Origin of the sequence: Methanoculleus sp. MH98A (assembly GCF_000691865.1) — an archaeon.
In the GTDB taxonomy this organism is placed as follows: domain Archaea; phylum Halobacteriota; class Methanomicrobia; order Methanomicrobiales; family Methanoculleaceae; genus Methanoculleus.
Genome location: NZ_JMIO01000002.1, coordinates 50,064 through 73,225 on the forward strand (window position 1 = coordinate 50,064; position 23,162 = coordinate 73,225).

Genomic DNA, 23,162 nt, shown 5'->3' on the forward strand with positions numbered 1-23,162 from the left:
CGACCTCCCCTGCGGGGAGGGAGCTTGAGCACCGGTAGGAACGACGTTCCATGGGAATGCGACGGGCCGGAAGGCCAGAGCTTGAGCACCGTCGGGTGCGAACGGAGTTCGAGCACCGAGGTGCGAGATGCGTGGGCAGGAACGTGAGCACCGCAGGTGCGAAGAACGCGAAATTCGGTAGAAAGGTGAAAAATTCCCCTTCGCGGCTTCGCGTTCTTCGCGTGAAGTTCTGTCGATATCCCCCAATTCACTCACGCGAAGCCGCGAAGGACGCGAAGTTTGGCCTAATTACCTGTAACCCCCCTTCGCACCTTCGGTGCTCACGCGAAGAACGACGGTTCTGAACATCCTCTCACCCGATCGGCACCGCCCCGAAACTCCAGGCGATGTAGGCGGCGTAGCCGAGGAGCAGGAGGACCGACCAGCCCCGGACAACGGAGGGGCGGGCAAAGAGCAGGGGGAGGATCGCGACCGAGATGAGGACGACGACGATGATATCGATGGTCGACCCGATGGCGGCCGGGGCGAGGAGGAGACTGATCCCGAGGACCAGGAGGAGGTTGAAGATGTTGCTCCCGAGAATGTTGCCGATGGAGATGGCGCCCTCGTCTCTCACGGCCGCGACGAGGGAGGTCGCAAGTTCAGGCAGCGACGTGCCGACGGCGACGACCGAGACGCCGATGACGAAATCCGGGACCCCGAAGACTTCTGCGAGCGTAACAGCTCCATCGACGACCAGCTGCGCGCCGATGATAACGGCGACGAGCCCGAGGCCGATGTAGAGGATGTCGGCCCATCCGTGGGATTCTATCTCGACGTCTTCCTCCTCGCGCCCCTTCCGCAGGAGAACAATGAGGATCCCTGCGAAGAGGATGAGGAAGACAACTCCGGCAAGGGAATCGAGTGTACCGCTCAAGGCGAACAGGGCGAACACCGCCGTCGCAACGAGCATCAGCACGGTGTGCCGGGTGAGCGCGGAACGCGATGTCCCTGAATCGGCAACCATACCTGGCCGGATGAAGGTGCAGAGGGCGAGAACCAGGGCTATGTTTGCGATATTGCTCCCGATGACGTTCCCGAGGGCAATTCCGGTGTTGCCGGTTGCCGCGGCGTTCGTGCTGACGACGAGTTCCGGGAGGGATGTACCGAACGCGATGATCGTCGACCCGATCAGGGCCGGGGAGATGCTGTGGCGGAGAGCGAGGCCGCTTCCGCCGCCCACGAAGAGGTCGGCTCCTTTGACGAGGAGGCTACGCCGACGATGAATACGATAATGGTCACGATCACTGGAATGCCCCGGGAGTAGTGATATTAATTGGGCGGGGTCTGCTAATACGTTTCCGAATCCGAGTCCCGGAGGCTGCCGGGAGCGGCGAGTGCGCGGCGGGCAAAAAGTTATGTAATCCCGGCATCCACCGGCCCGGTCATGTTCACTCCGGGAGCCAGGTCCCTGCACGGAGCGGGAAGGGAGTTCATGCAGAGGACGGAGTTAGGAGCCCAGCCGCCGTCGGATCAGATGTTCGGCCGTCCCCCTCCCCCTCTCGAGGTTCCGTACACAAAAGCGAAGACGGTCGTTCCGCTGCCCGCGCCCGGTGATATCGCCACCCCTGCCGTCGATCTTCGGGACGCGATTGAGCAGCGGGAGAGCGTCAGGAACTACGCATCGGAACCGCTCACGCTTGAGGAAGTTGCCTTTCTCCTCTGGTGCACCCAGGGGGTCAGGCGCGTCGTCGACGGGGTGTTCACCCTCCGTACCGTCCCGTCCGCAGGCGCACGCCACGCGTTCGAGACCTACCTCCTGGTCAACCGGGTCGAGGGTGTCCCGCCGGGGCTCTACCGCTACCTCGCGCTGGAGCACCGCCTTGCCGAAGAGTCACGCGACCCCGGCATTGCGCGGCAAGTGGCGGCGGGATGCCTGGATCAGCCGCACGTCCTCGAGAGCGCCGTCACCTTCCTCTGGACTGCCGTCCCCGACCGGATGGCGTGGCGCTACGGCGAGCGCGGCTACCGCTACCTGCATCTCGATGCCGGCCACGCCTGCCAGAACCTCTACCTGGCGGCATCGGGCGTGGGGTGCGGCGTCTGCGCGATCGCCGCTTTCGACGACGCGGCGATGAACCTGCTTCTCGGCATCGACGGCGAACGCCAATTCCTGATCTACGTTGCGACTGTCGGGAAAAAGCCGTAAGAAGGCGGGTGCCGAAGGGCATATCCCCCTCCCCGTTCTACACCTGAGGGAAGAAGGTCCGGCATTCGTGCCGGGCCGACAAACGGAGGTTACCGGCTACGTTCACGTTCGACGAACAGATTGTTGCCCTTGAAGCGGAACGCGAAAGACTTCTCCGGTTCCCGGAAGACGAGTTCATCGCGATCATCCGGGAGGTGGGGTTCTCCTGCGACTGTTGCGGCCGGTGCTGCACCCGGGAGTTCAACGGTCATGTCTTTTTGCTGGAGGAGGATACCGACAGCGTCCGCTCGTTTGCGCCCGACGCCGTCGTCCCGGCACCCGATTTTGATGCCTGCGATCAGCAGGGGAGGTTCTACGTCTCGGGCTACGCCCTCCGGACAAACCCGGACGGCTCCTGTATCTTCCTTGAGGATGGCAGGTGCAGCATCTACGACCGGCGATTCGCCATCTGCCGGGTCTACCCCTACATGCTCCACCGGGAGGCCGACGAGACGGGTGCCGTCGACTGGCGGCAGATCGGCGGTTTGAACGAACACGGATGCTACAACAACCCGATTGACGATGCCGAGTGCGCCCGGATTGCCCGGGAGACCCGGGCCTACGAAGCGGCGTTTCTCGACCAGGCGATCCGGTTCCGGCGGGCCCTCCGCGACCTCTTCGACCGGGAAGGACTGCGGTACGTCCGGCGGACCTACGATCTCCTGATGCGGGATTTCCGAAAAGGCGCAGAGGCCGAAGTTCTGGTCTTCCACCGCGGGCGGTTTGAGCCGCACCGGGTCACCCGCGACGTGTACGGGGAGTAACGCTCCGGCCGGTTTCGAGACAATCCGCCCGCACCTTTTTCTGCTCCGCTCACCTCCGGGTGCCCGATGGAGACCGAGATCCTCCTCACCCTGCTGGTGGTGGCCGGCACCGCCGTCCTCTTTATCTCCGGCGCCGTCAGGGTCGATGTCGCCGCCGTGCTCGTGGCCCTCGCGCTCGCGTGGCTCGGGCTCGTTACTCCGGCGCAGGCTCTCTCGGGGTTATCGAGCAGCGCGGTCGTCGCGATGCTCTCGGTGATGGTGCTCGGCCACGGGCTCGACCGGACCGGGGTGACGATCCGCATCGCCCGCGCGATCGTCGGGCTCGCCGGGACCGGCGAGCGTCGGCTCATCGCCGCCGTCTCCATCGTCGCCGGCTCTCTCTCGGCGTTCATGCAGAGTGTCGGAGCGACCGCCGTCTTCCTCCCGTCGCTCCTGCGGGTATCGTCGCTTTCCGGGGTTCCGGCATCGCGACTTCTCCTGCCCGTCGGCTATGCCGCGATCCTCGGGGGCACCGTCAGCATGGTGGGGGCGGGCACCCTCATCATCCTCAACGATCTCCTCTCCCAGCAGGGGTATGCCCCCTTCGGACTCTTTGCTGTGACGCCCATCGGCGTGCCGCTCCTGCTTGCCGGGATTGCCTTCTTCTGCTTCTTCGGGGACCGGGTCCTTCCCCGGCGCGAGAAGGCGCGGTTGAGCCCGCAGGAGGAACTGATCCGGACATGGTGTCCGCCATGCCGGATATTCTACCTGCGGGTCCCGCCCGGGAGCCCTATCGTCGGGAAGACACGCGAGGAGGTGCATATGATCTCGCACTACAATCTCCATCTCATCTCTCTTGCCGAGCGGGGCGAGATCACCTACACGCCGTGGCGCCACACCCGGTTCGTCGCCGGGCAGGAACTCGGCATTCTCGGGCAGGATGAGGATGTCAGGCGGTTCGTGGACAATTTCGGGCTCGAGTGGGTTCGGGCGGGGGAGAGCACCGCGAACGTCATGGCCGACCCGAACGTGGGGTTTGCGGAAGTGATCGTCCGCCCGTATGGAGAGATCGTCGGTAAAACGCTTCGCGACCTCGAGTTCCGGGTGACCTACGGCGTCGAGGTGCTGATCCTCCTCTCCGGAACCGAGGAGCAGCGGAGGAACCTTGCCGACCGCCCGCTGCAGGCGGGGGACGCGATGGTCGTTTTAGGGCGCTGGGAACGGCTGCGGGCGCTCGCCACGAACCGGAACTTCGTCATGGTGACTCCCGTCGAGGGGCGGGCGGGGGTTCGCGAGCGCGGTGCGGCCGCTGCCGTCCTTTGCTTTCTTGCCGCCGTCGCCCTCACTTACACCGGGCTCTCGATCGCAACGAGCCTTCTTTCGGGAGTGCTCGCGATGATCCTCCTCCGGGTCATCCCGATCGGCGAGGTTTACCGGGCGATAGACTGGCGGACGCTCACGCTGATTGCCGGAATTCTTCCCCTCGGCATCGCCATGGATACGAGCGGGACCGCCCGATTCATCGCGGATCAGACGGCCGGCCTGGTCGCCGGATACCCGACGCCCCTCATCCTCATCGCGGTTGCGGTCCTCGCGACCGCCTTCTCGCTTGTCATGTCGAATATCGCCGCCACCGTCCTCCTGGTTCCGCTCGCGCTGGTTATGGCGGGTTCGTTCGGGCTCGATCCGCGCGGCCTCGCGCTCCTCGTCGGGATCTGCACGTCGAACTCCTTCCTCCTCCCGACACATCCGGTGAACGCCCTCCTGATGGGCCCGGGGAACTACCGGACCCGGGACTACATAGTCCCCGGGAGCATCATGACGGTCGTCTTCATCCTCATCGCCGTCGGCATCGTCTCTTTTCTCTACTTCTGACTTCCCGTGCCGTCCCCGGACCGGGCAGCCGGCGGTGCCGCATTCTTCCTGGCCGGGTAAACCTTTATGCCGGTCCATGGCGACCGGGCTCTCACCATGGAGCGGGAGTACGACGTCGTCGTTATCGGAACGGGGAACGCCGGTTCCGACATCGCCTGGCACTGCAGGAAGGCCGGGATGCAGGTAGCGATCGTTGATTCCCGGGACTACGGGGGGACGTGCGCCCTGTGGGGCTGTGTCCCCAAAAAGGTGCTCGCCGGTGCCGCAGAGGTGGTTTCCCGTGCCCATGACCAGCTGGGGAACGGTATTCGGGGAGCGATCGCGATCGACTGGCCGGAACTGATCGCCTTTGAGAGGACCTTCACCGATCCCGTTCCCCGGCAAAAGGAGGAGCGCTTCCGGGGGGCGGGGATCCATACCTACCACGGGCTTGCCCGCTTTACCGGGCCGGATAGGGTGGCGGTCGCCGCCGATACGCTCACGGGCCGGTACATCGTGATCGCCGCCGGTGCGCACCCCCGCCCCTTAAACGTCCCGGGCGAGGACCTGATGACCTCAAGCGACGACTTCTTCTACCTTGAAGCGCTCCCGGAACGGATCGTATTCGTCGGCGGGGGCTACATCTCGTTTGAATTCGCCCACATCGCCGCCGCTGCCGGGTCGGCGGTGACCATCCTCCAGCGGAGCGGGCAGGTGCTCAAAGAGTTCGATCCCGATATCGTCGACCGGCTGCTGCTGGCGTCGGGGGAGGCGGGGATCGACGTGCAGATGAACATGCCGCTCGTCTCGGTCGAGAAGAACGCCGCCGATCTGCGCGTACGGGCCGGAAGGGACGGAGAGGAGAAGACCTTTGGTGCCGATATGGTCGTCCACGGCGCAGGCAGGGTATCGGCGGTCGAGGAACTCGATCCTGCCGCGGGGAACGTCGAGACCGACCGCCGCGGGATCGTGGTCGACGAACACCTCCGGAGCGTCTCGAATCCCGCGGTCTACGTTGCCGGGGACGCGAACCCGCAGAGCCCGCAGCTGACCCCGGTGGCGGTGAGGGACGCCCACATCGTCGTCGACAACATCCTGGGCAGCGATGCCCGCGTTGCGGACTACTCCGTCGTCCCGAGCGCCGTCTTCACGAACCCGCCCATCGCCTCCGTCGGGCTCACGGAAGAAGCGGCGAAGGAGAAGGGAATCCCCTACGTCGCCAACGCCGGCGACCTCTCCGGGCGGTTCACGAACCGGAGCATTGGGCAGAGGCACGCCGGCTACAAACTCCTGGTCGACGAGGATTCCCGCCGGATCCTCGGCGCCCACCTCATCGGGCCCCACGTCGAGGAGGTGATCAACATCTTCGCCCTCGCGATCAAACACGGTCTGACGGTGGACGACCTCACGCTGGACGCGATCCCGTGGGCCTACCCGAGCAACACCTACGACATCATCCACATGGTGTATCCGCTGGTGAGGAAGTGAAAGGAGTAAAATTAACCGGAAGGCAATGTTATTCCGACTGGTTAGAGTCTCGTAGGGGTGTGGTAGGCACCCTATTTTAGAAAGAAACGGTTTTTTCACTTCTTGACGTGTGTTGGGTGCGATTGTGACTGCCGGAACAACCGAGACCATGAGCGAATCTGGTACACTGGACCGGGGGGATATCGCCACGCACTGCCCCCGCCCCTAAGGGGCGGGGGAGGAGGCCGGAGGCCGGGCGGGGTGGGGTCACAGGTAGAACCTTACGGGGTAGAGACAGGGGAGGGGGCCAGCCCCCTCCCCGTCGCCCCTCCCCCAGACGCGATATCCACTGGAAAGCCGTGGCCGGCATATGTGCTGGTGGAGTTCACGAATCCTCAGGTACAAGAAACAGAATGCGACCGTGCATCATCATCCCTTTCGGAGAGCCATAACTCCGAACCGTCCCGTGTATCGATCCTAAACTACTACCTACACCTCAGGCGCTCGAACGGCCACTGAGCGCGAACCAAAAAAGTTCTCAAAAAGGGGCTCCACCGGGGTGCCCCTGCACCCCGCCCCCATGCTTCACGCGCTCTCGCCGACGCCTTCTTCCTTTGTGCTCTCTTCGGCCGGTTTCTTCGCGGGCCTCTCGGGCTTCACGTAGGTGATGGTGTAGCGCTCCACCACGTGCTCCGTCACCGGAGGGTGGTAACTCTGCTCCATCGTGAGGCTCCCGAACGGGCAGCCCTCGACGCAGTCGCCGCAGGCGATGCACCGCATGCGGTCGATCTCCCAGACCTTCGCCTCCTTGTCGAGACGGATCGCTTCGCACGGGCACCGTTTCACGCAGAGGCTGCAGGAGCGGCAGCTGGACGGATCGAAGACGATGTGGCCCCGGGTGAGGGAGCAGCTCCGTGCCGGCACCGCCGGGTACTGCCGGGTGGCCGGACCGCCTGCAAGGTTCCGGAGAACCGTCTTTGTCATCTGAAAAATTCCCATTTCGTCTTCACCTCTCCATGCAGCCGATGCAGGGGTCGATCGAGAGGACGACGATCGGGACATCCGCGAGCTGGATGCCCGGGAGCATCTTCACGAGCGGCGGGATGTTCGCGAGCGTCGGCGTCCTGATACGGGCCCGGGCAAGGTGCTTGCTCCCGTCGCCCTTGAGGTAGTGGATGACCTCGCCCCGGGGCTGCTCCGCGCGGGAGAAGTACTCGCCGTCGGGCGTCCCCTTGACCTTCACGTCGATGGGTCCTTCGGGCATCTCCTCGATCGCCCGCCGGATCAGGTCGATGGACGCGTAAACCTCCTTGACCCGAACAGCGCACCGGGCGTAGCAGTCGCCGGTGGTCTCGACGACCGGCTTGAAGCCGAGATCCCCGTAGGCCGCATAGCCGGTCTCGCGGTGGTCCATCGCGACCCCGCTCCCCCTGGCGGTCGGCCCCGCCGCCCCCAGGTCGTAGGCCTCGTCCTTTGAGATGACCCCGAGTCCCTTGAGACGGTACTTCACCGTATCGTCGTTTAAGAAGACGTCGCCGAGACCCCGGCACTGCTGATCGAAGAGATCGAGCGACCGGTGGATCTCGTCGAGTTTCTCCTGCCCGATGTCGCGCCTGACCCCGCCGACCTTGCAGGAGCCCTGAATGACCCTCCCGCCGGTGGTGTCCTCGAGCACGTCGAGCACGCTCTCCCGGAGCTGCCAGGACCGCATGAAGAGGTTCTCAAAGCCCATCCCGTCGGCAAAGAGCCCGAGCCAGAGGAGGTGCGAGTGAATACGCGAGTACTCGGACCAGATCGTCCGGAGGTAGCGTGCCCGGTCCGGAACCTCGATTTTCATGATATGCTCGACGCCCTGGCAGTAGCAGAGCGCGTGGATGAAACTGCAGATCCCGCAGATCCGTTCCGCCACATAGACATACTCGGTATACTCGCGTTTCTGCACGAGCTGCTCAAGTCCCCGGTGGATGTAGCCGATCGAGGGGATCGCGTCCACCACGTTCTCGTCCTCGAGGACGAGGTCGATATGGATCGGCTCCGGCAGCACCGGGTGCTGCGGCCCGAACGGCACGATTATACGTTCTGGCATCGGTCGCCCCTCCTTCTCGTGACGCTGAGCGGATATTTTTCGTCCGTCCTGATGAACGTTCCTTTAAAGTCGATGTTAATCCCGGTTACCGGGACCCCGAAAGAGTCGTGCATCTCGTTTTCGTAGACGAACGCTCCCCAGTAGATCCCGGAGATGCTCGGAACCTCCGTCTCCGGCCCGATAGTCAGGCGGAGGTTTTTGAACTGGTAGTCTTTATCGAACGAGTAGTTGATCTCGTAAGATCCGTCGAGATCCGTGCACCCGATCTGGACGAGGCGGTATCCCCCGGCGTGAAGTGCCTCGATCTCCTGCAGGAGATTCTCCAGCGCGACGTCGGTGGTCGTTTGCTCCTCTTTAACTGTCATGTACTCTCACCTGCCTGTTCCTCATGCCGCGCTTCTTCTTTTGTCTGCGCCGCCCCGGCCATCTTCGCCCGTTTCTCTTCGAGGATCGAAAGCGCTGTTACGACACCGTCGATGATCTGCTCCGGCCTTGCCGCGCATCCCGGGACATAGACGTCGACGGGGATAACTTTGTCGATGCCGCCAACGATATTGTAGCATTCCCGGAATATGCCGCCGGTTGCGGCGCAGACGCCGACCGCAATGACAACTTTCGGCTCCGGCATCTGCTCGTAGATGTTTTTGACCACCTCCCGGTTCTGCGTGTTGATTCCGCCGGTGATCAGCAGGACGTCAGCATGCTTCGGGTTCCCGGTGTTGATCATGCCGAACCGCTCCACATCGTAGAGCGGGGTGAGGCACGCAAGCACCTCGATGTCGCACCCGTTGCAGCTGGACCCATCGTAGTGAAGGATCCAGGGTGACCGCTTCAGGAATGCCATGGTACTCATGCACCTCCAGTCATCATATAGGCGAGGATATAGGCGAGGATCGCCAGGTTCACGATGCCGAGTACCGCCGCAAGCCAGCCGCTCTTCAGCGCCGCCTGCCACCGAACCCGCGCAGTGGCGTTGTCGATGAAGATCTCGGCGAGATACGTGACCGCGACCGCGACGATCCCGATCACGGGGTTCCAGGCAAAGAAGAGGTAGACGAACCCGAGGAGGAAGATGTTCTCGTACCAGTGGGCGATCTCGACCTGGGCGAGCGTCGATCCCGAGAACTCCGTCGTGATACCCTTGACGATCTCCTGGTGCGCGTGGTGCGACGTCGAGATGTCGAAAGGAGATTTCCGAAGCTTGATCGTGAGAATGGTCACGAAGCCCAGGAAGACGCCGGGGAGGTAGAGGATGGCCGGTATGGTCGAGACGGCGATCTCGGCGACGTAGAAACTGTTCGTGACCATGTAGAGTCCGACGGCCGCGAGGATGATCATCGGTTCATATGCCATCAACTGGATCAGTTCGCGCTCGGCCCCGATGTGGCTGTAGGGGGAGTGGGCCGCATAGGCCCCGAGCACCAGGAAGACGTGAGCGAGCGTGAAGGCGAAGATGATCAGCAACAGGTCCCCTCCCGCGAAGAAGAGCGCGCCGGAGAGGGCGATGAAGATCAGGTAGGCAAGGACGTAGAAGTTCTGCGCCGTCGTGACGACGACGCTCTCCTTCTCGAAGAGTTTGCCGACGTCGTAGAAGGGCTGCAGGAGCGGCGGCCCGACCCTCCCCTGCATCCGCGCGGTGATCCTTCGGTCGATTCCCGCGATGAGGCCGCCGGCGATGGGCGCGAGGACGAGGAAGAGAACCGCCCCGATGAGCCAGGTCCAGGTCATAGCGCCACCCCCGCGAGAGCCCACGATACAAGGATCAGGACGGTACAGATCACTGCCCCCGGAAGGAAGAGTTTTGCCTCGCCGAAGTACTCGGTGAGGTAGTAGTTCCGGGTCTGTGCCTCCCGTGTCAGGCCGAGCGACCCGGCGAAGTGCAGATCCGGCGTCGCCGGCCTCCCGCCCATGTAGGCCGGGAGGTGCTTTGCGCTCCTCCTGAAGAGGAGGAACGAGATCGGGAGGACGAGGAGCAGAGTCATCATCAGGAGCATGATGGCGACGTTCGCCTGCGCCATGAGCGCCGTAACCCCGTAGATGGCAAGGACGTACGGTTCGATCAGCGTCGAGGAGATGACCGGGAAGAGGAGAACGGCCGCTATCACGAGGCCGGTGATGATGTAGAGGGGGCCCAGGGTTCTTCGAAGAACCCTTTCTCGACCTTTTCCTGGTTCCTGGTGACCGCGATGAGTTTGCCCATCCATTTCGCCCAGAAAAAGACCGTGATGGCGCTTCCGTAGGCGAGGAGCGCGATGAAGATCAGGCCGAAGGGAGCCTGGACCTGGACGAACGCCTCGATCGCCGCCCACTTGGAGATCAGCATGCCGAAGGGTGCAAGGAACATGCCGGCGATCCCGATGAACATCATCACCGCCATCCTGGGCATCCGGACGATCAGGCCTTCCATATCCTCGATGTCCCGGCTCCCGACCTGGTGCTCGATTGCCCCGGTCCCGAGGAAGAGGAGCGCCTTCGCGACGGCGTGGAAGATGATCAGGAGGATTGCGGCCCAGACGAGCATGTAGGTTCCGACACCCGCACAGGCGGCTATCAGGCCGAGGTTTGCGATCGTCGAGTAGGCGAGAACCAGTTTTGCGTTGTTCTGCGATATCGCGATCGCGGATGCGACGACGAAGGTCACGGCGCCGACGAGGCCGATGGAGAACCCGGCAAGCGTCCCGGCAAAGACCGGCGAGAACCTGACCAGGATGTAGACGCCGGCCTTGACCATGGTGCTCGAGTGGAGCAGCGCCGAGACCGGGGTCGGGGCCACCATCGCCCCGAGAAGCCAGGAGGAGAAGGGCATCAGCGCGGCCTTCGTTATCCCGGCAAACCCGATCAGAGCGGCCGGAAGCAGGATGATGGCCGCGTCGCCGGAGGCGAGCACCCGGGCGAGATCGATGCCGCCGCTCGTCGCCTCGGTTGCGGCGAGGATGATGAGCGCGACGACGAACGCGACCCCGCCGAGAAGGTTCATCACCAGTGCGCGGAAGGCGTTATTCGTCGCTTCTTCGGTCTCCGAGTATCCGATCAGCAGGAACGATGTGATTGTGGTGATCTCCCAGAAGAAGAAGAGCCACATGAGGTTGTTGGAGAAGACCAGGCCGAACATCGCGGCGAGGAAGATGAAGGTAACGAAGAAGAACATCTTCTGCCGGTCACGCACCTCCGGGTGGTGGTGGTGGTAGGTCTCCATGTACCTGACCGCGTATACGGCTATGAGGCACCCGATGAGCCCCACGATCAGGGCCATGATGATGGAGAACTGGTCGATGAAGAGGTTGTTGACCGCATGAAGGCTCCCCGAGTACGTGGCCTCGAGGTATACCACCAGCGCCGCCTGGATGACGGCCAGCACGATTGCCAGGTAGTTCCTGAACTTAGCGCCCATGTAGATGATGAAGAGCGCGAGCCCCATCTCGATGGCCACCATGGCGAGGCTGACCGTCTCCGACGGCGCGGCGAAATAGACCGCGCCCTCGAGCGCATACCGCATAAGCAGGTATATCGAAGCCCCTCCGATAGCAAGAGCCGAGAGGGCGACCACCGCGTAGCGAAGTGTCGTCCGTTTCACGAACAATAAAAGGCACGCGACGAGGATGGGGAATAATATTAGGAAGAGCAGCGTCTGCACTATTGTTCCTCGTAGGGTACCTATGCCCTACCTGCATAATTAATCATTCCAAACGAACACCCGGGACATCGGCCGGTGCATGCCCGCTGCCGCTATGCCGGGGACGGGGATGCGATGAGATCCCCGGGAATCATGCTCGAAAATCAGGGCTCGCCGCTACTCCGGTTCGCACGGTATCACGCCCCGAACGCCCCCTCCGTGCTGGCATCGTCCCGGTAGCGCGGGATGAAGTGGATGTGGACGTGCATGACGATCTGCCCCGCGGCCTCCCCGACGTTGACGCCGATGTTGTAGCCGTCGGGGTGGCGGTCGCGGTCGGTGATCTCCCTGCAGTCGTCGATGAGCCGGGCGAGGGCCGTCCTCTCTTCACCGGTCGTATCGAAGTAACTCCCGACATGGCGGAACGGAATCACGAGCAGGTGGCCGGGGCTGACCGGGTGGATGTCGTAGCGGGCGTAGCAGAGGTCGTTTGCGACGACGATATCTTCCGGGGCCGGATTGCAGAACGGGCATGGCATGGCCCCCGCTCTCTCCCCGTTCCCACATGAGTGTTTTGGTCGATCTCCCTCATCCGAGCAGGCGGGCGAGGAGTTTCCCGGTGAGGCCCCGGGAGAGGGCGATGGCGTGCTCGGTGCACATCTCGTGGCAGCAGTAGCACCGGATGCACCGCGAAAGATCGATCGTCGCTTTGCCTTCCGTGACGGCGATCGCATGCACGGGGCAGATCCGCTCGCATTTCCCACAGCCGATGCACGAAGAAGCGATCACGCCGGGCCGGGGAGCGTAGGTTCTCCCGAACCGCTGGACGACGGCGAGGACGACCCGCCGCCAGACGCCCGCCCGGCCCCCCGTGTAGGTCGAGGGTTTTTGGAAGTCCGGGACCGTGAACTCCGCCGGGTCGTCGCCGACCGTCCTGACTCCCTCAGGGTCGAACAGCCCGCGCTCGGCCGCGCTTCTCGTGCTCCCGATCTCGAGCGGGTCCATGCCGATGAGCCGCGCGAGAACGGTGTCCACGGCCGCGTAATTGCTCCCGGCAAGGATGACCCCGATCGTTCGCGGGCTGCCTGCCTGGGGGCCGTCCCCTTCCATCCCTATAATCGCATCCACGATCTGGAGCCGGGGTTTCATGCACTCGTTGAGGTCGGCGAGCATTCGGCCGAAGGCGTACTCGTCCTGGAACCGGAAGTGGAAGACCGGTTTTTCGAGCCCCGGGATGAGTCCGAAGAGGTTCTTTGCGGCGCCGGTCATCCGCGTCCACATGTGGGTCTTGGATTTCGAGACGACCACGATCGCGTCGGCCTCTACGGCCGGGGTGATGATGGAGAACTGCTTCATCACCTCGCCTTCCGGGAACGCCACGATCTGCGAGCCGATATCGTAGTTCAGGGCGGTGCCGGTCTTTTCGGCCACCGCGGCAAACCCCGACCGCGCGTATGCCCGCCGCAGGTTCGCCTCGCTGTAGATGATCCCGGCGCCGGGGCTGTCGCCGATGACGACCCGGCACCCGTGCTCCGTAAGAAGCCGTGCGACGGCGGCGACGACCGCCGGGTGGGTGGTGACGCACCGTTCCGGCGCCTGCCCCTGCAGGAGGTTCGGTTTGAGGAGGACGTTCTCTCCCGGCGAGATAAACCTCCCGATGCCGCCGACTAGGTCGACCGCACGGCGGACGGCCGCATCGACCTTCTCCGGCGCGTAATCGTCGCACCGGGCGACCGCGACCGTCGCGTCCCGGCCGGCCGGCTGCACTTCATTCCTCCCCGATGCGGCCGAGCGCCTCTTTTGCCGCGAGCATCGCCGCGCCCTGTTTGGTCCTTGCCTCGCCCTCTCCGAATGGAATTCCCCCGACCGTCACCCGGGCGGCCCAGACCGGGCAGTTCCCGGGGCCGGTCTGCCGGAAGGCGTAATCGAGTTCGCCGAGGTTCTCCCGTGCGACGTACTCCTGAAGCCTTCCGCGGTAGTTCCTGTGGGTGTCGCACTCCGCGATCTCTTCTTCGAAAATCGCGAGCACCACATCCCGGGCGACGGTGAGGCCGCGATCGAGGTAGATTGCGCCGATCAGAGCCTCGAAGGCGTCGGCGACGATCGAGTCGGTCGGCGGCTGCCCGCGCCGCCTGACGGCGCCGTCGATGCCGAGGCCCTGCCGCCGCACGATCTCGGCGAGTTTCGTGTTCCTGGTCACCTGGAGCCTCCGGTTCATCTCACCCGGCGGGAGATCGTACTCGCCATAGAGGTGGTCGGCTATGACGAAGTCGAGGACGTAGTTCCCCAGGAACTCAAGCCGTTCGTTGTCCTCGAACGTCGCTGCCGGGTACTCTCCGCGGTTCGCGTACGACCGGTGGGTCAGCGCCCGGTCGTAGAGGGGAAGGGCGGTCTTTGCGACGTCGGTGATCCCGAACGGGGGGCGGGCGAGGAGCGCACGCACCTCCGCCTCCCGGTCGAGGGCGCCGGGCTCCGGGCGCCGGGGGAGCCTTCTCCCGCAAAGGCCGCCGATACGAAATTTGGTCCAGATGGTGGAGAGTTTCATGTCCGTCGGGTGCAGGGCGTCCTGCTGTTCTTCTCTATAGAATGGCTTATGTCCTGCCGGATAAACCTTTGCCGGAGACGGAACCTCCGGGAAACCTTTTCGTTGCCGCCGAAGAGATCTTATCCGTGGTGCAGCCGGCAGCGGACGAGGCGGGCAGGCGTGTCTACCTGGACATCGAGTTCGGGTACGTCTACGGCACCTGCCGGGCGGTCATGATGCCGATCGAGATCGGTGCGGTTCTTTATCGGCCAGAGGACGACAGCGTCCGCTACGTCGGCGAGCAGTTCTGCTACGACATCGACGTCGAGATATGGAAGAAAGTGACCGACGAGTGCGGCAAGACCGTCGGTGTCGCAACGACCGTGGCGAACATGGGCCGCGGCGAGTATGGAATGCCCTACGATCACTCCTACCGGAGCCCGGGCGATGGGGTTTACACGGCAAAGGCGACGGCAAAAAAAGCGTTTGCCGATCTCCGGCTCTTCATGGAGTCGGTCGTCTCTCCGGTGGATGCCCCGGCAATCGTCGTCTTTGCTGCGAGTATGGAGAAACGAGCTTTCCGCGCCGCGGGCTTCTCGCTCGACGGGTGCATGCTGGTCGACCTGCAGCGGGAGATCCGGCGGCATTTCAAGATGAAGCAGGTTCTCTCCCTCGATCGTCTTGCCAGGCTCATCGATTTTTCCGCCGACGGTTCCGCCGTCGCCTCGACGCACTTTCGGTATCCCGTCCCGCGGGAGTATCGCCACCTCCTCGCCGCCCACCGGGGGATGGGCGACGCTGTCCGGACGTTCCTGCTCGCACGCGAGTTCCGGGAGAATCTCCCGCATCTCGAGGAGCGCATCCGCGCCCTGATGAAGTCCTGCGAGGGCGAGGAGGGCGGCTGCCGGAACGGTTCGGCCGGAAACGCGACCGACGGTACGGCGGGAACCTGAGCGCGGAAGTCCCGTCAGTGCCCGTCCTTCACCGGGAGTGGCGCTCCCCCCACCGAGCACTGCGGTGATGATTCGGGGATTTCGTCCGTCTCCTGGTACGGCCCGGTCAGCAGGATTTCGATCTCCGTGCCTTCGCGGATGCTCCCGGTGCCTCTCGGGACGTGCAGGCAGGCGTTTGCACGCACCAGGGCCATCTGCGTGCCGCCCCCTCGCGGTAGGGGGGTTGCGGCGTAGCGTTCGCCTGCCCGCGAGACGGTGAGGAGGACGAACTCGTCGTAGCCGGGATCCGCCGTGACCGTCACGGTGAGCCGGGCGCGGATGCGCTCCGCCGGCCGGGGGCAAAACCCCCACGCCGCGAGCAGGGGGAGGGCGAGTTCCCGCATGACCGTCAGTGCGGCGATCGGGTAGCCGGGCATCCCGATGACCGGTTTTCCGTCGATCCGGCCTATGATCGCTGGTCCACCCGGTTTCATCGCGACGCCGTGGACGAGCACCTCGCCGAGGTCGCCGATGATGGCGGCGGTGAAGTCCCGGGTGCCTGCCGACGAGCCGGCGGAGATCAGGAGCAGGTCGTTGTCGCGGATACCCTTCTCGACGGCCTCCCGGAGTAATGCGGGGTCGTCGCGGACGATTGCGTAGCGGGTGCAGGTGGCTCCGGCCTCGCCGAGCAGTGCCGCGGCAACAGCGGTATTGCTCTCGACGGCCCCTCCCGGTCCCGGGAGTTCGCCCGCCCCGACCAGCTCGCTCCCCGTCGGGATGAGGCCGACCTTCACCTCCCGCACGTTCACCGCGGCGATCCCGCAGGAGAGGAGCGCCCCGAGATCAAAGGGACGTATCGTGTGCCCGGCGGGGAGGATCAGGTCGCCCTGCCGGATCTCGGAGCCGGCCGGATGGATATGTTCTCCCGGGAGCACCGCTTTTTCGGTATACCAGACGCCGTCTTCCCCGATGACGTCCTCGATCATGACGACTGCATCGCAGCCGCGAGGGATCGCGTTTCCCGTGTTCACTCTCTGAGGGTTTTTGAGCCTGACCGGGTTTGCCGCGCTCGCCCCGGCGGTCTCGTAGCTCTCGACGGCGAAACCGTCTCTGGCGGCAATGTCCGTTTCCGGAACGGTCAGCAGCGAGCAGACGGGTTTCACCGCCACCCGTCCGGCCGCCCCGGCAACCGGGAGGGTGGCGGTCCGGCCGGGGGCCGGGAAGGCCGAGCGCAGCATCTCCCGGACTTCCGCGAGCGGCTTTGACGCGAGGCGCCGCCTCACCATAGCGTCACGTCCACCTCGCTTGCGGCCTCGAGCCCTTCGTATCCCTGGAGTATCCTGACGAGCCCGTCGCTCTGCACCAGGGTGTTTAAGAGGCCCGACTTGCCGAAGAGCGGCACGGCTTCATCCCCGATGAGTTTGACCCTGACGTACTCCTCGCGCCCCCGCTCCGAGGGGATGTTCTGGGTGAGGACTGCTTTCTGCTTCATCTCCCGGCGGCCCGTGCAGCCGGAGAGCGATTGCAGGAGAGGCGCCGCAAGTACCGAGAGGACGACCATCGTCGAGGCCGGGTGGCCGGGGATGCCGATGACGGGTGCATGACCGATCGTACCGATGATCGTCGGTTTCCCGGGCGCCAGCGCTATCCCGTGTGCAAGCACCTCCCCGAGCGACTCGATCACGTCGGCCACGATGTCGCGGTCGTCTTTGGAACTCCCCCCGGTGATCAGGATCGCATCGCACTCTTCGAGTGCCGATTCGAGGACGGCCGTGAGATGCGCCGGTTCGTCCCTGACGATATCGTAGTTCCGGGGAATGCCGCCCCGCTCCTGCACGAACGCGCTACAGAGATAGGAGTTGACGTCGCGGACGTCGCCGGCGTCCGGGACGGCGTCCGGCGGCACCAGTTCGATGCCGGTCGGGACGATCCCGATGACCGGCCGTTTCCTCACCGCCACCCGGGACGCCCCGACCGCCGCAAGCACCCCGACGTCCCGGACGTTCAGGAGTTTTCCCGCCGCCAGAACGCCTTCGCCGCGCGAGTAGTCTTCATCGGCGCGGATGATGTTCTCTCCCGGGAAGACCTGGCGGCCCGCAAGGATCGTCTCCCCGAGATCCCGGCAGTACTCGAGCATCACGACGGCATCCGCACCCCCCGGGAGGACGGCCCCCGTCGGGATGTAGGCGCATTCGCCGCGCCGGAGCGTGATGCCGTTTCCTCCCTGCCCCATGGTGACCCTTCCTGCGCTCGTGAGCGCGACCGGGGCCGATTCGGATGCCTGAACGGTATCGGCGGAGTTCACCGCAAAACCATCTTTGACCGACCGGTCGAAACCCGGGATGTCACCGTCGGCCAGGATATCCTCGGCGAGAACGCGGCCGTACGCTTCGGTCAGCGGCACATCTTCCACCCCGATCGGCAGGGAGATCCGGTTGATGAGGTTGATAGCCTCGATCACTGATATAAGACGGAAAAACTGGTTCATCGGTTCGACCTCCTGGATGAGGAGCCGGGTGCTCTTTCCGGCGTATTGCGTACCCATCCGGGCTCGTTGCCCGGGTTAAAAAAATCAGAGTTTGGTGTAGAGGTTCGCATACACCGTCTTGCCCTTGGAGGTCGGGTGGCGTTCGCCGAGATCCCCGATGTAGTGAGCGAAGCGTGCGGTTTCGCCGTCGACCTCCTGTTCGACCTCGTCGACCATCGAAAATCCCGGGAGCGGGTTCTCGATCGTCCCGTAGACGTAGATATCGCCTTTCACCATCTGCCCGCCGACGCGGCCCTTGGCGTTGCCCTTGACGATGACGGTGCCGCCTTCGCCGTGGGTGGAGATGTGGATGTCCGCATCGCCGCCGATGACGATCGTCCCGCCGTTGATGAACGTGGCGGTATCGTTGCCGGCGTTTCCGGCGACCCGGATCACTCCGCCCTGCATGCCGCGCCATTCTCCGCGGGGGGATGAGCCCAGGTGGTGCGCGGCGTTGCCGTCGACGACGAGCTCGCCGCCTTCCATTCCGATGCCGCAGAACGAGTCGACGTTTCCTTTCACGTGGATCTTGCCGCCCTTCATCCAGCCGCCGATGTACATATCGGCGTTGCCTTCGATGACGATCTCGCCTGCGGTCATCTGCTGCCCGATCCTTTTGACGCGGGTGCAGTCTCCCCGGAGGACGATCTTCGTCTCTTCGGCCGTTGCTCCGCCGTCGCCTTCAACGGTGAAGTACTTCCCGAGCGGGCTCTTCTGTTTGCCTTCCCAGACATCGAGGGCGGCTATCTCGGCGGCTTTCCTGCCTGCGAAGTTGTCCGGCGTGATGTTCTGCCCCTCGATAAAGAGTTCGGAGGGGTTGGTCAGGGTGAGGGTAACTGTCTTCATGCTTCTCATCACCTCATTGTGTCGTATCGACCTCGATCACCCGCGGGTTGTGGAGGTGCTCTTCGAAGAGCGAGTAGTTGTCGAGTTTCACGCTGTAGTGCCGGAGGAAGTGCTCGTAGATGTCTCTCTGCACCTGCGCGTTCTCCGGGACCTTCACGTCGACCCAGACCGTCCGTTTCGCGGGCTCCGCGACGACCTCGCCGTCCCGTACGGTCACGATGCCGTCCTTGACGAGCAGAGCGCACCGGGCGAAAGCCTTCTCGATCATTGCGGGGTCGGAGGGCATATCTTCGGGGTTGAGGGCGTAGACGGCGATATCGGCATCCATGCCGGGGGCAAGCCCGCCGTAGGTGTTGCTGATGCCGAGCGCCTTTGCCGGCCCTGCCCGGGTCATCTGTGCGATCTCGTAGAGACCGAGTTCGCGGTCGATGCCGTCGATGGAGGTGGCGTCGATCGTCCTGTCAAGCCACTTGAACGTCTTCATCGTCGCGTCACGTGCAGCCCTGCTCATCAGCCAGGTGATGACCTGCGGGTAGCGGGTGAACGGCCCGGCGTTCGGGTGGTCGGTGGTTATGAACGTCCGCATCGGGTCTTTGGCGTAGAGACCGATCTCAAGACCGACGGCCCACTGGATGGTGCAGACCTTGACCTTCGGGCTGTAGATGTAGGGCACAACGCCCGCGGCGGTCTCGAGTTCCACATCCACGTTCGCCCACTTCAGGTGGTTGAGGGAGCAGAGGTGGTGCTCGAACGGCCCGTCGGCGGTCATCGTGGTGGTTTCGTCGAGGGTCACCTGGCCCATGTCGACGGTGAGGTTGTCGCGGGTGTTCACGTAGTCCATCACGTCTTTTGCCCGGGATTCGAAGTTACCCCACGAGTCGCCGCCGTAGGAGTGGAACTGAAGGTGCGTGAGATGCAACACCTGGTCGCGGCCGAAGTCGTTCTTCGGCGCGTAGCCCTCGGCGAGTTTGAGCGATTCGAGCGTGTCGACATAGTTGCCGGGGTTCCCGAGGTTGTTCGCGTGCAGGTGCACCGAGTGGGGAAGGCCGAGATACTCGTTCGTCTCGATGAGTCCCTTCACGATCTCTGCCGGGGTGATATCGAAGTAGGGAACCGATTCGTGGATGTTTGCACAGTTCAATCCCCATCCCCAGGCCTCGGAGCCGCCGGGGTTGACGACCTTGAGGCCGAACCCGCGCGTGGCCCGCAGAAGCCAGGCGGTGTATGCGGCGTTGTTCTCGATCTCGTTGTTCTTGAGGTACTCAAGGGTGAACCAGTTGTTCCCGAAGACCGGCATCGCGGCGTTGTCGATGATCGGGGTATCCCGTATCTCTTCGTGGACGTGCGGGGAGTGGAGCGGGGGCATCGCCGCCTCGTTGACGAAGACGTAGCCCATCCGCGCATAGTCGTAGCCTGTCTTGAACGTGGAGGGGACGGAGCAGCCCATCTCCATGCGGTTGCACGTTGGAGATTTGTGGGGGCTCTTGAAGAGTTTGTCCTCCGGGCGGAAGAGCCGGCCGACGTTCACCTTCGGCCCGACCACGTGAGAGTGGATGTCGACGCCGCCCGCCATCACGGTCATGCCGGCAGCGTCGATCGTTTTCGGGCTGCTGAGGGCGTTGGTCTCGACGATCTTGCCGTCCTTGACGCCGATGTCCATGCGGTCGCCCTTGATCCCCTGCAGGGGGTCGAAGACGAACCCGTTCCTGATCAGTAACTCGCTCATGCTTCACTCCTCCGCGCGGGCGCCTTCGGGCGCGGCCTTCGCCGGGCCTTTCGCAGTCTCTTCGGCCTCCAGTTCAGAGAGCCTCTTGTGGATCCGCTCGAAGAGTTCCTCGTCGCTGATGACGCCCTCGGGTGGGTCGATGACCTTGCGGTACTGGATCGGGACGTTGTCCATCCGATAGACGATGCCCGGAACCTCGACCCCGACGATGCCCACCGGGATGTGGAGGTCGGAGATCTCGCTCGCCATGCAGATGTTCGGGTCGATGGTGATCCAGGGGTGCTTCTTCAGGTGTTTGACCGCTTCAATTGGGAAGTGGGCGCCCGCATCGGTTCCAATGTTGATGAAAGCGTCCACTTCGTCGCGCATGGCAAGGTCGACAGAGCTCGTCTCGCCGGGGTTCATGTGGGCGATGTCCTTCTTCGTCAGGTCGAGACAGTAGGGGAACCCGTACTGCCATGACCAGACCGCGCCCGGCCCGGTGATGTTGTAGTGGCCCCGCATCGCCATGATCGTCCACTTGGTGTAGTCGTTGAGGTCGCGGGTCAGGCTGATGGCGATGTCCACGTTGTGGTTTCTGCCGTCGGAGTGGCAGAGGCCCATGCCGTAGAAGATGGTGCCGAACCGGGCCTTCTTCATGATCTCGACGACCTCGAGGATCTTCTCGCGCTTGATCCCGGCAACCTCGGCGGGGATCTCGTGGCCCCGGGCGGCGGTGCGGAACGCGTCGAAGAGATCGTAATCGTACCCCTGCTTCACCTGGAGGTGGATGTCCGCCACCTGGGCGGTGTCGGTGTGCCTCGGGTCGATGACGATGATCTTGCGGCTCTTGTGGCCCTTGCCGGTGAAGAAGCCGCGGGGGAAGATCGAGTAGCGGGACATGTGCCGCGGGTGGGCGTGGGCGGGGTTTGCGCCCCAGTAGACGATGACGTCCGCCCGGTTCTTCGTCTCACCGAGGGTGCAGCTCGGGTAGCCGTTGTCGAATATGGCCAAAAACGAGCTCCCGTGACAGATGGACGCGCAGTTGTCGAGCACGGCCCCCGCTCTCTCGGCGACCTTGGCTGCGGCGGCCATGCCCTCGCAGTTGGTCGATCCGAATCCGTAGATCAGGGGTTTCTTCGCGTTGTAGAGCACTTTCGCCGCGTAGTCGACCGCTTCGTCGTAGGAGATATCCTTGTAGGTGCCGTCCGGCTGGCGGAGGCGGGGGAGTTTGATCCTCCCTTCGCTTGTGGCGTGGTGGAAGATCTGGTTGCCGATGGCACAGGCGTTCTCCACCTCGAGGATCTTCTTTCCATCGTCCGATACGGTCACGACAAGGTCGTCGCAGCAGACGCCGCAGTAGGGGCATCCGACGTTCTCAATTCTTTTTGGCATTATTGATCACCTCTCCACAGGCCGACGGCCCCCTGGACGAGTTCGAGCGCGCTCTTGCGCCTCTCCCCGTTCACAGGCTCGACCGTCACGGGAAAGCCGCTGTACTGCGGCTCCCCGGTCGCCTGGGTCCGGGGAGGTACTACCTGGTTCGCCCAGACCCCCTGCGGGATGAACGCAAGGCCGGGATAGAGCGATTGGCGCCCTCTAACGGCCTTGACGACCACGCTTCCGCATTCGCTCGTCACCCGTACCAGCTGGTTCGGGACCAGGCCGAGCGCCTTGACGTCGTCGTCGTGCATCTCGATGATCGAGCAGGCCTCGAAGTATTCCGGGGTTGTTTTGCCCTTTTCCATCGCAACGCCTTCATCGATGGAGCGCTGGGTGATCATGTTCAGTGTAATCCTGTTCGCCATGGTTTTGCCTCGATGTAGTTGGAAAGGCCGGCCTCCCGGGTTTTCGGGAGACCGGCCGCAGGTACGGTAACCCCGGCAACGCCCGTTGTCGGGTACTCCGATGCGTTGGAGGATCTACCGGGATTTTCCATACCCGGCAAGCAGAGCCTTCCGGCATGGTGGGTCCTGCTCACCCGAGGAAACGAAACATCCGGGCGGAGCACCGGGCGAATCGTTTTGTCATAACTTGTAATGTTTTGTATTTAACCATTCCGAATTTGTAAGCAACTAAAGATTACAAACTTTACATCTGGGTGTTTGAAACAAGTTATTTTTTATCGGGTGGAATGATCCGCGGTGTGTTGCAGGATAGTCATAACATGAGACAGCGCCGGCCGCCGGTGCCGGGGGTCGTAGAATGGAGGCCGCGGAGAGATGGGAAATGGGCAGGCTCTTCTCGTTGTCCGGGGTTGGCCGGATTGTGGAGGTGATATATAATTACATCTATTTTCCTTCTGACCACTATCATGGAGATTCAAGAAAAAACTGTCTGGATATCAGTCTCTCTAGAAATCCTCTCCGGAGGGGGTAGGGTTATATATTTTTACATCCAATCTAGATAATCGGGTACGGTTGAATACTTTTTAAGAGCAGTAACTTTAATTATTGCTATTAGTGTTGTTCTACGTAATATTTAATATGTCTCTTTTGCAGGCCCTTCTCAGGGGCGATAACGCCTGACGGGCATCGGAAAGAAATCCTTTTTAAGGATCGAGTTCAATTATTTGAACCATTGAATCCCGGTTTTAAAATATCTTATTGGAAATATAATTGATATTAATATTACTTTT

General features: G+C 63.2%; 22 protein-coding genes. 5 read left to right on the forward strand and 17 right to left on the reverse strand.

Annotation, left to right across the window (positions count from 1 at the left end; all coding sequences use genetic code 11):
* Positions 1-352: 352 nt before the first annotated feature.
* The gene (locus tag EI28_RS00395; protein ID WP_231476499.1) at positions 353-1,222 is read right to left on the reverse strand and encodes a calcium/sodium antiporter; all 870 of its coding nucleotides are present in this window, start codon (positions 1,220-1,222) and stop codon (positions 353-355) included.
* 252 nt (positions 1,223-1,474) lie between these two features.
* Here EI28_RS00395 and EI28_RS00400 point away from each other — a divergent pair, with 252 nt between their 5' ends.
* The 4 genes from EI28_RS00400 to EI28_RS00415 all read left to right on the forward strand — a co-directional run bounded on the left by EI28_RS00400 (position 1,475) and on the right by EI28_RS00415 (position 6,312).
* Positions 1,475-2,188, forward strand: coding sequence for a SagB/ThcOx family dehydrogenase (locus EI28_RS00400; RefSeq protein WP_048111760.1), 714 nt, complete (start codon positions 1,475-1,477; stop codon positions 2,186-2,188).
* 119 nt (positions 2,189-2,307) lie between these two features.
* Positions 2,308-2,991 carry a YkgJ family cysteine cluster protein gene (locus EI28_RS00405; protein ID WP_048111762.1) on the forward strand — a complete coding sequence of 228 codons (684 nt, stop codon included), beginning with the start codon at positions 2,308-2,310 and terminating at the stop codon, positions 2,989-2,991.
* 66 nt (positions 2,992-3,057) lie between these two features.
* Positions 3,058-4,845 carry an SLC13 family permease gene (locus EI28_RS00410; RefSeq protein ID WP_048111764.1) on the forward strand — a complete coding sequence of 596 codons (1,788 nt, stop codon included), beginning with the start codon at positions 3,058-3,060 and terminating at the stop codon, positions 4,843-4,845.
* Between the two features lie 66 nt (positions 4,846-4,911).
* Entirely contained in the window at positions 4,912-6,312 is a 1,401-nt protein-coding gene (locus EI28_RS00415; protein ID WP_231476500.1) for an NAD(P)/FAD-dependent oxidoreductase, read from the forward strand.
* A 564-nt stretch (positions 6,313-6,876) separates the two neighbouring features.
* Here the strand turns inward: EI28_RS00415 and EI28_RS00420 are convergent.
* The 10 genes from EI28_RS00420 to EI28_RS00460 form a co-directional block, all read right to left on the reverse strand.
* Complete coding sequence (locus tag EI28_RS00420) at positions 6,877-7,275, reverse strand: 4Fe-4S binding protein (protein ID WP_369792222.1); 399 nt, start codon at positions 7,273-7,275, stop codon at positions 6,877-6,879.
* Between the two features lie 22 nt (positions 7,276-7,297).
* Positions 7,298-8,377 (reverse strand): nickel-dependent hydrogenase large subunit, encoded by a 1,080-nt coding sequence (locus EI28_RS00425; RefSeq protein WP_048111766.1) that lies wholly within the window; start codon positions 8,375-8,377, stop codon positions 7,298-7,300.
* The gene (locus EI28_RS00430) at positions 8,362-8,742 is read right to left on the reverse strand and encodes an NADH-quinone oxidoreductase subunit C (protein WP_048111767.1); all 381 of its coding nucleotides are present in this window, start codon (positions 8,740-8,742) and stop codon (positions 8,362-8,364) included. Before EI28_RS00430 ends, EI28_RS00425 begins: the two co-directional genes overlap by 16 nt.
* A complete protein-coding gene (locus tag EI28_RS00435) occupies positions 8,739-9,221 on the reverse strand; it encodes an NADH-quinone oxidoreductase subunit B family protein (RefSeq protein ID WP_048111768.1) in 483 nt (160 codons plus the stop codon). The genes EI28_RS00430 and EI28_RS00435 overlap by 4 nt, the downstream gene beginning before the upstream one ends.
* Before the next feature lie 5 nt (positions 9,222-9,226).
* A complete protein-coding gene (locus EI28_RS00440) occupies positions 9,227-10,105 on the reverse strand; it encodes a respiratory chain complex I subunit 1 family protein (RefSeq protein ID WP_048111770.1) in 879 nt (292 codons plus the stop codon).
* The gene (locus EI28_RS15360) at positions 10,102-10,482 is read right to left on the reverse strand and encodes a hypothetical protein (protein WP_369792223.1); all 381 of its coding nucleotides are present in this window, start codon (positions 10,480-10,482) and stop codon (positions 10,102-10,104) included. The genes EI28_RS00440 and EI28_RS15360 overlap by 4 nt, the downstream gene beginning before the upstream one ends.
* A complete protein-coding gene (locus EI28_RS00445; protein WP_369792228.1) occupies positions 10,479-11,951 on the reverse strand; it encodes an NADH-quinone oxidoreductase subunit L in 1,473 nt (490 codons plus the stop codon). Before EI28_RS00445 ends, EI28_RS15360 begins: the two co-directional genes overlap by 4 nt.
* A 236-nt stretch (positions 11,952-12,187) precedes the next feature.
* Positions 12,188-12,529 carry an HIT family protein gene (locus tag EI28_RS00450; RefSeq protein WP_369792224.1) on the reverse strand — a complete coding sequence of 114 codons (342 nt, stop codon included), beginning with the start codon at positions 12,527-12,529 and terminating at the stop codon, positions 12,188-12,190.
* Positions 12,530-12,578: 49 nt separating this feature from the next.
* A complete protein-coding gene (locus EI28_RS00455) occupies positions 12,579-13,757 on the reverse strand; it encodes a DUF362 domain-containing protein (protein ID WP_048111772.1) in 1,179 nt (392 codons plus the stop codon).
* 1 nt (position 13,758) lies between these two features.
* On the reverse strand, positions 13,759-14,535 hold the full coding sequence (locus EI28_RS00460) for a ribonuclease III family protein (protein ID WP_052379621.1): 777 nt from the start codon (positions 14,533-14,535) through the stop codon (positions 13,759-13,761).
* Between the two features lie 125 nt (positions 14,536-14,660).
* Between EI28_RS00460 and EI28_RS00465 the strand changes: the two genes are divergently transcribed.
* Positions 14,661-15,467: a hypothetical protein gene (locus EI28_RS00465; protein ID WP_231476501.1), complete on the forward strand. Its 807-nt coding sequence runs from the start codon at positions 14,661-14,663 to the stop codon at positions 15,465-15,467.
* Positions 15,468-15,481: 14 nt separating this feature from the next.
* Here the strand turns inward: EI28_RS00465 and EI28_RS00470 are convergent, their stop codons facing one another.
* Genes EI28_RS00470 through EI28_RS00495 form a run of 6 tightly spaced genes read right to left on the reverse strand, consistent with a single transcriptional unit; the run spans position 15,482 to position 22,332 of the window.
* Positions 15,482-16,732: a molybdenum cofactor synthesis domain-containing protein gene (locus EI28_RS00470; protein WP_048111776.1), complete on the reverse strand. Its 1,251-nt coding sequence runs from the start codon at positions 16,730-16,732 to the stop codon at positions 15,482-15,484.
* Entirely contained in the window at positions 16,726-17,991 is a 1,266-nt protein-coding gene (gene glp, locus EI28_RS00475; protein ID WP_369792225.1) for a gephyrin-like molybdotransferase Glp, read from the reverse strand. Before glp ends, EI28_RS00470 begins: the two co-directional genes overlap by 7 nt.
* 27 nt (positions 17,992-18,018) lie before the next feature.
* Complete coding sequence (locus tag EI28_RS00480) at positions 18,019-18,819, reverse strand: formylmethanofuran dehydrogenase subunit C (RefSeq protein WP_048111797.1); 801 nt, start codon at positions 18,817-18,819, stop codon at positions 18,019-18,021.
* Positions 18,820-18,832: 13 nt separating this feature from the next.
* Complete coding sequence (locus EI28_RS00485; protein WP_048111779.1) at positions 18,833-20,545, reverse strand: formylmethanofuran dehydrogenase subunit A; 1,713 nt, start codon at positions 20,543-20,545, stop codon at positions 18,833-18,835.
* Positions 20,546-20,548: 3 nt separating this feature from the next.
* Positions 20,549-21,919 carry a formylmethanofuran dehydrogenase subunit B gene (locus EI28_RS00490; RefSeq protein WP_048111782.1) on the reverse strand — a complete coding sequence of 457 codons (1,371 nt, stop codon included), beginning with the start codon at positions 21,917-21,919 and terminating at the stop codon, positions 20,549-20,551.
* Positions 21,919-22,332 carry a molybdopterin dinucleotide binding domain-containing protein gene (locus tag EI28_RS00495; protein ID WP_048111783.1) on the reverse strand — a complete coding sequence of 138 codons (414 nt, stop codon included), beginning with the start codon at positions 22,330-22,332 and terminating at the stop codon, positions 21,919-21,921. The genes EI28_RS00490 and EI28_RS00495 overlap by 1 nt, the downstream gene beginning before the upstream one ends.
* Positions 22,333-23,162: the final 830 nt, after the last annotated feature.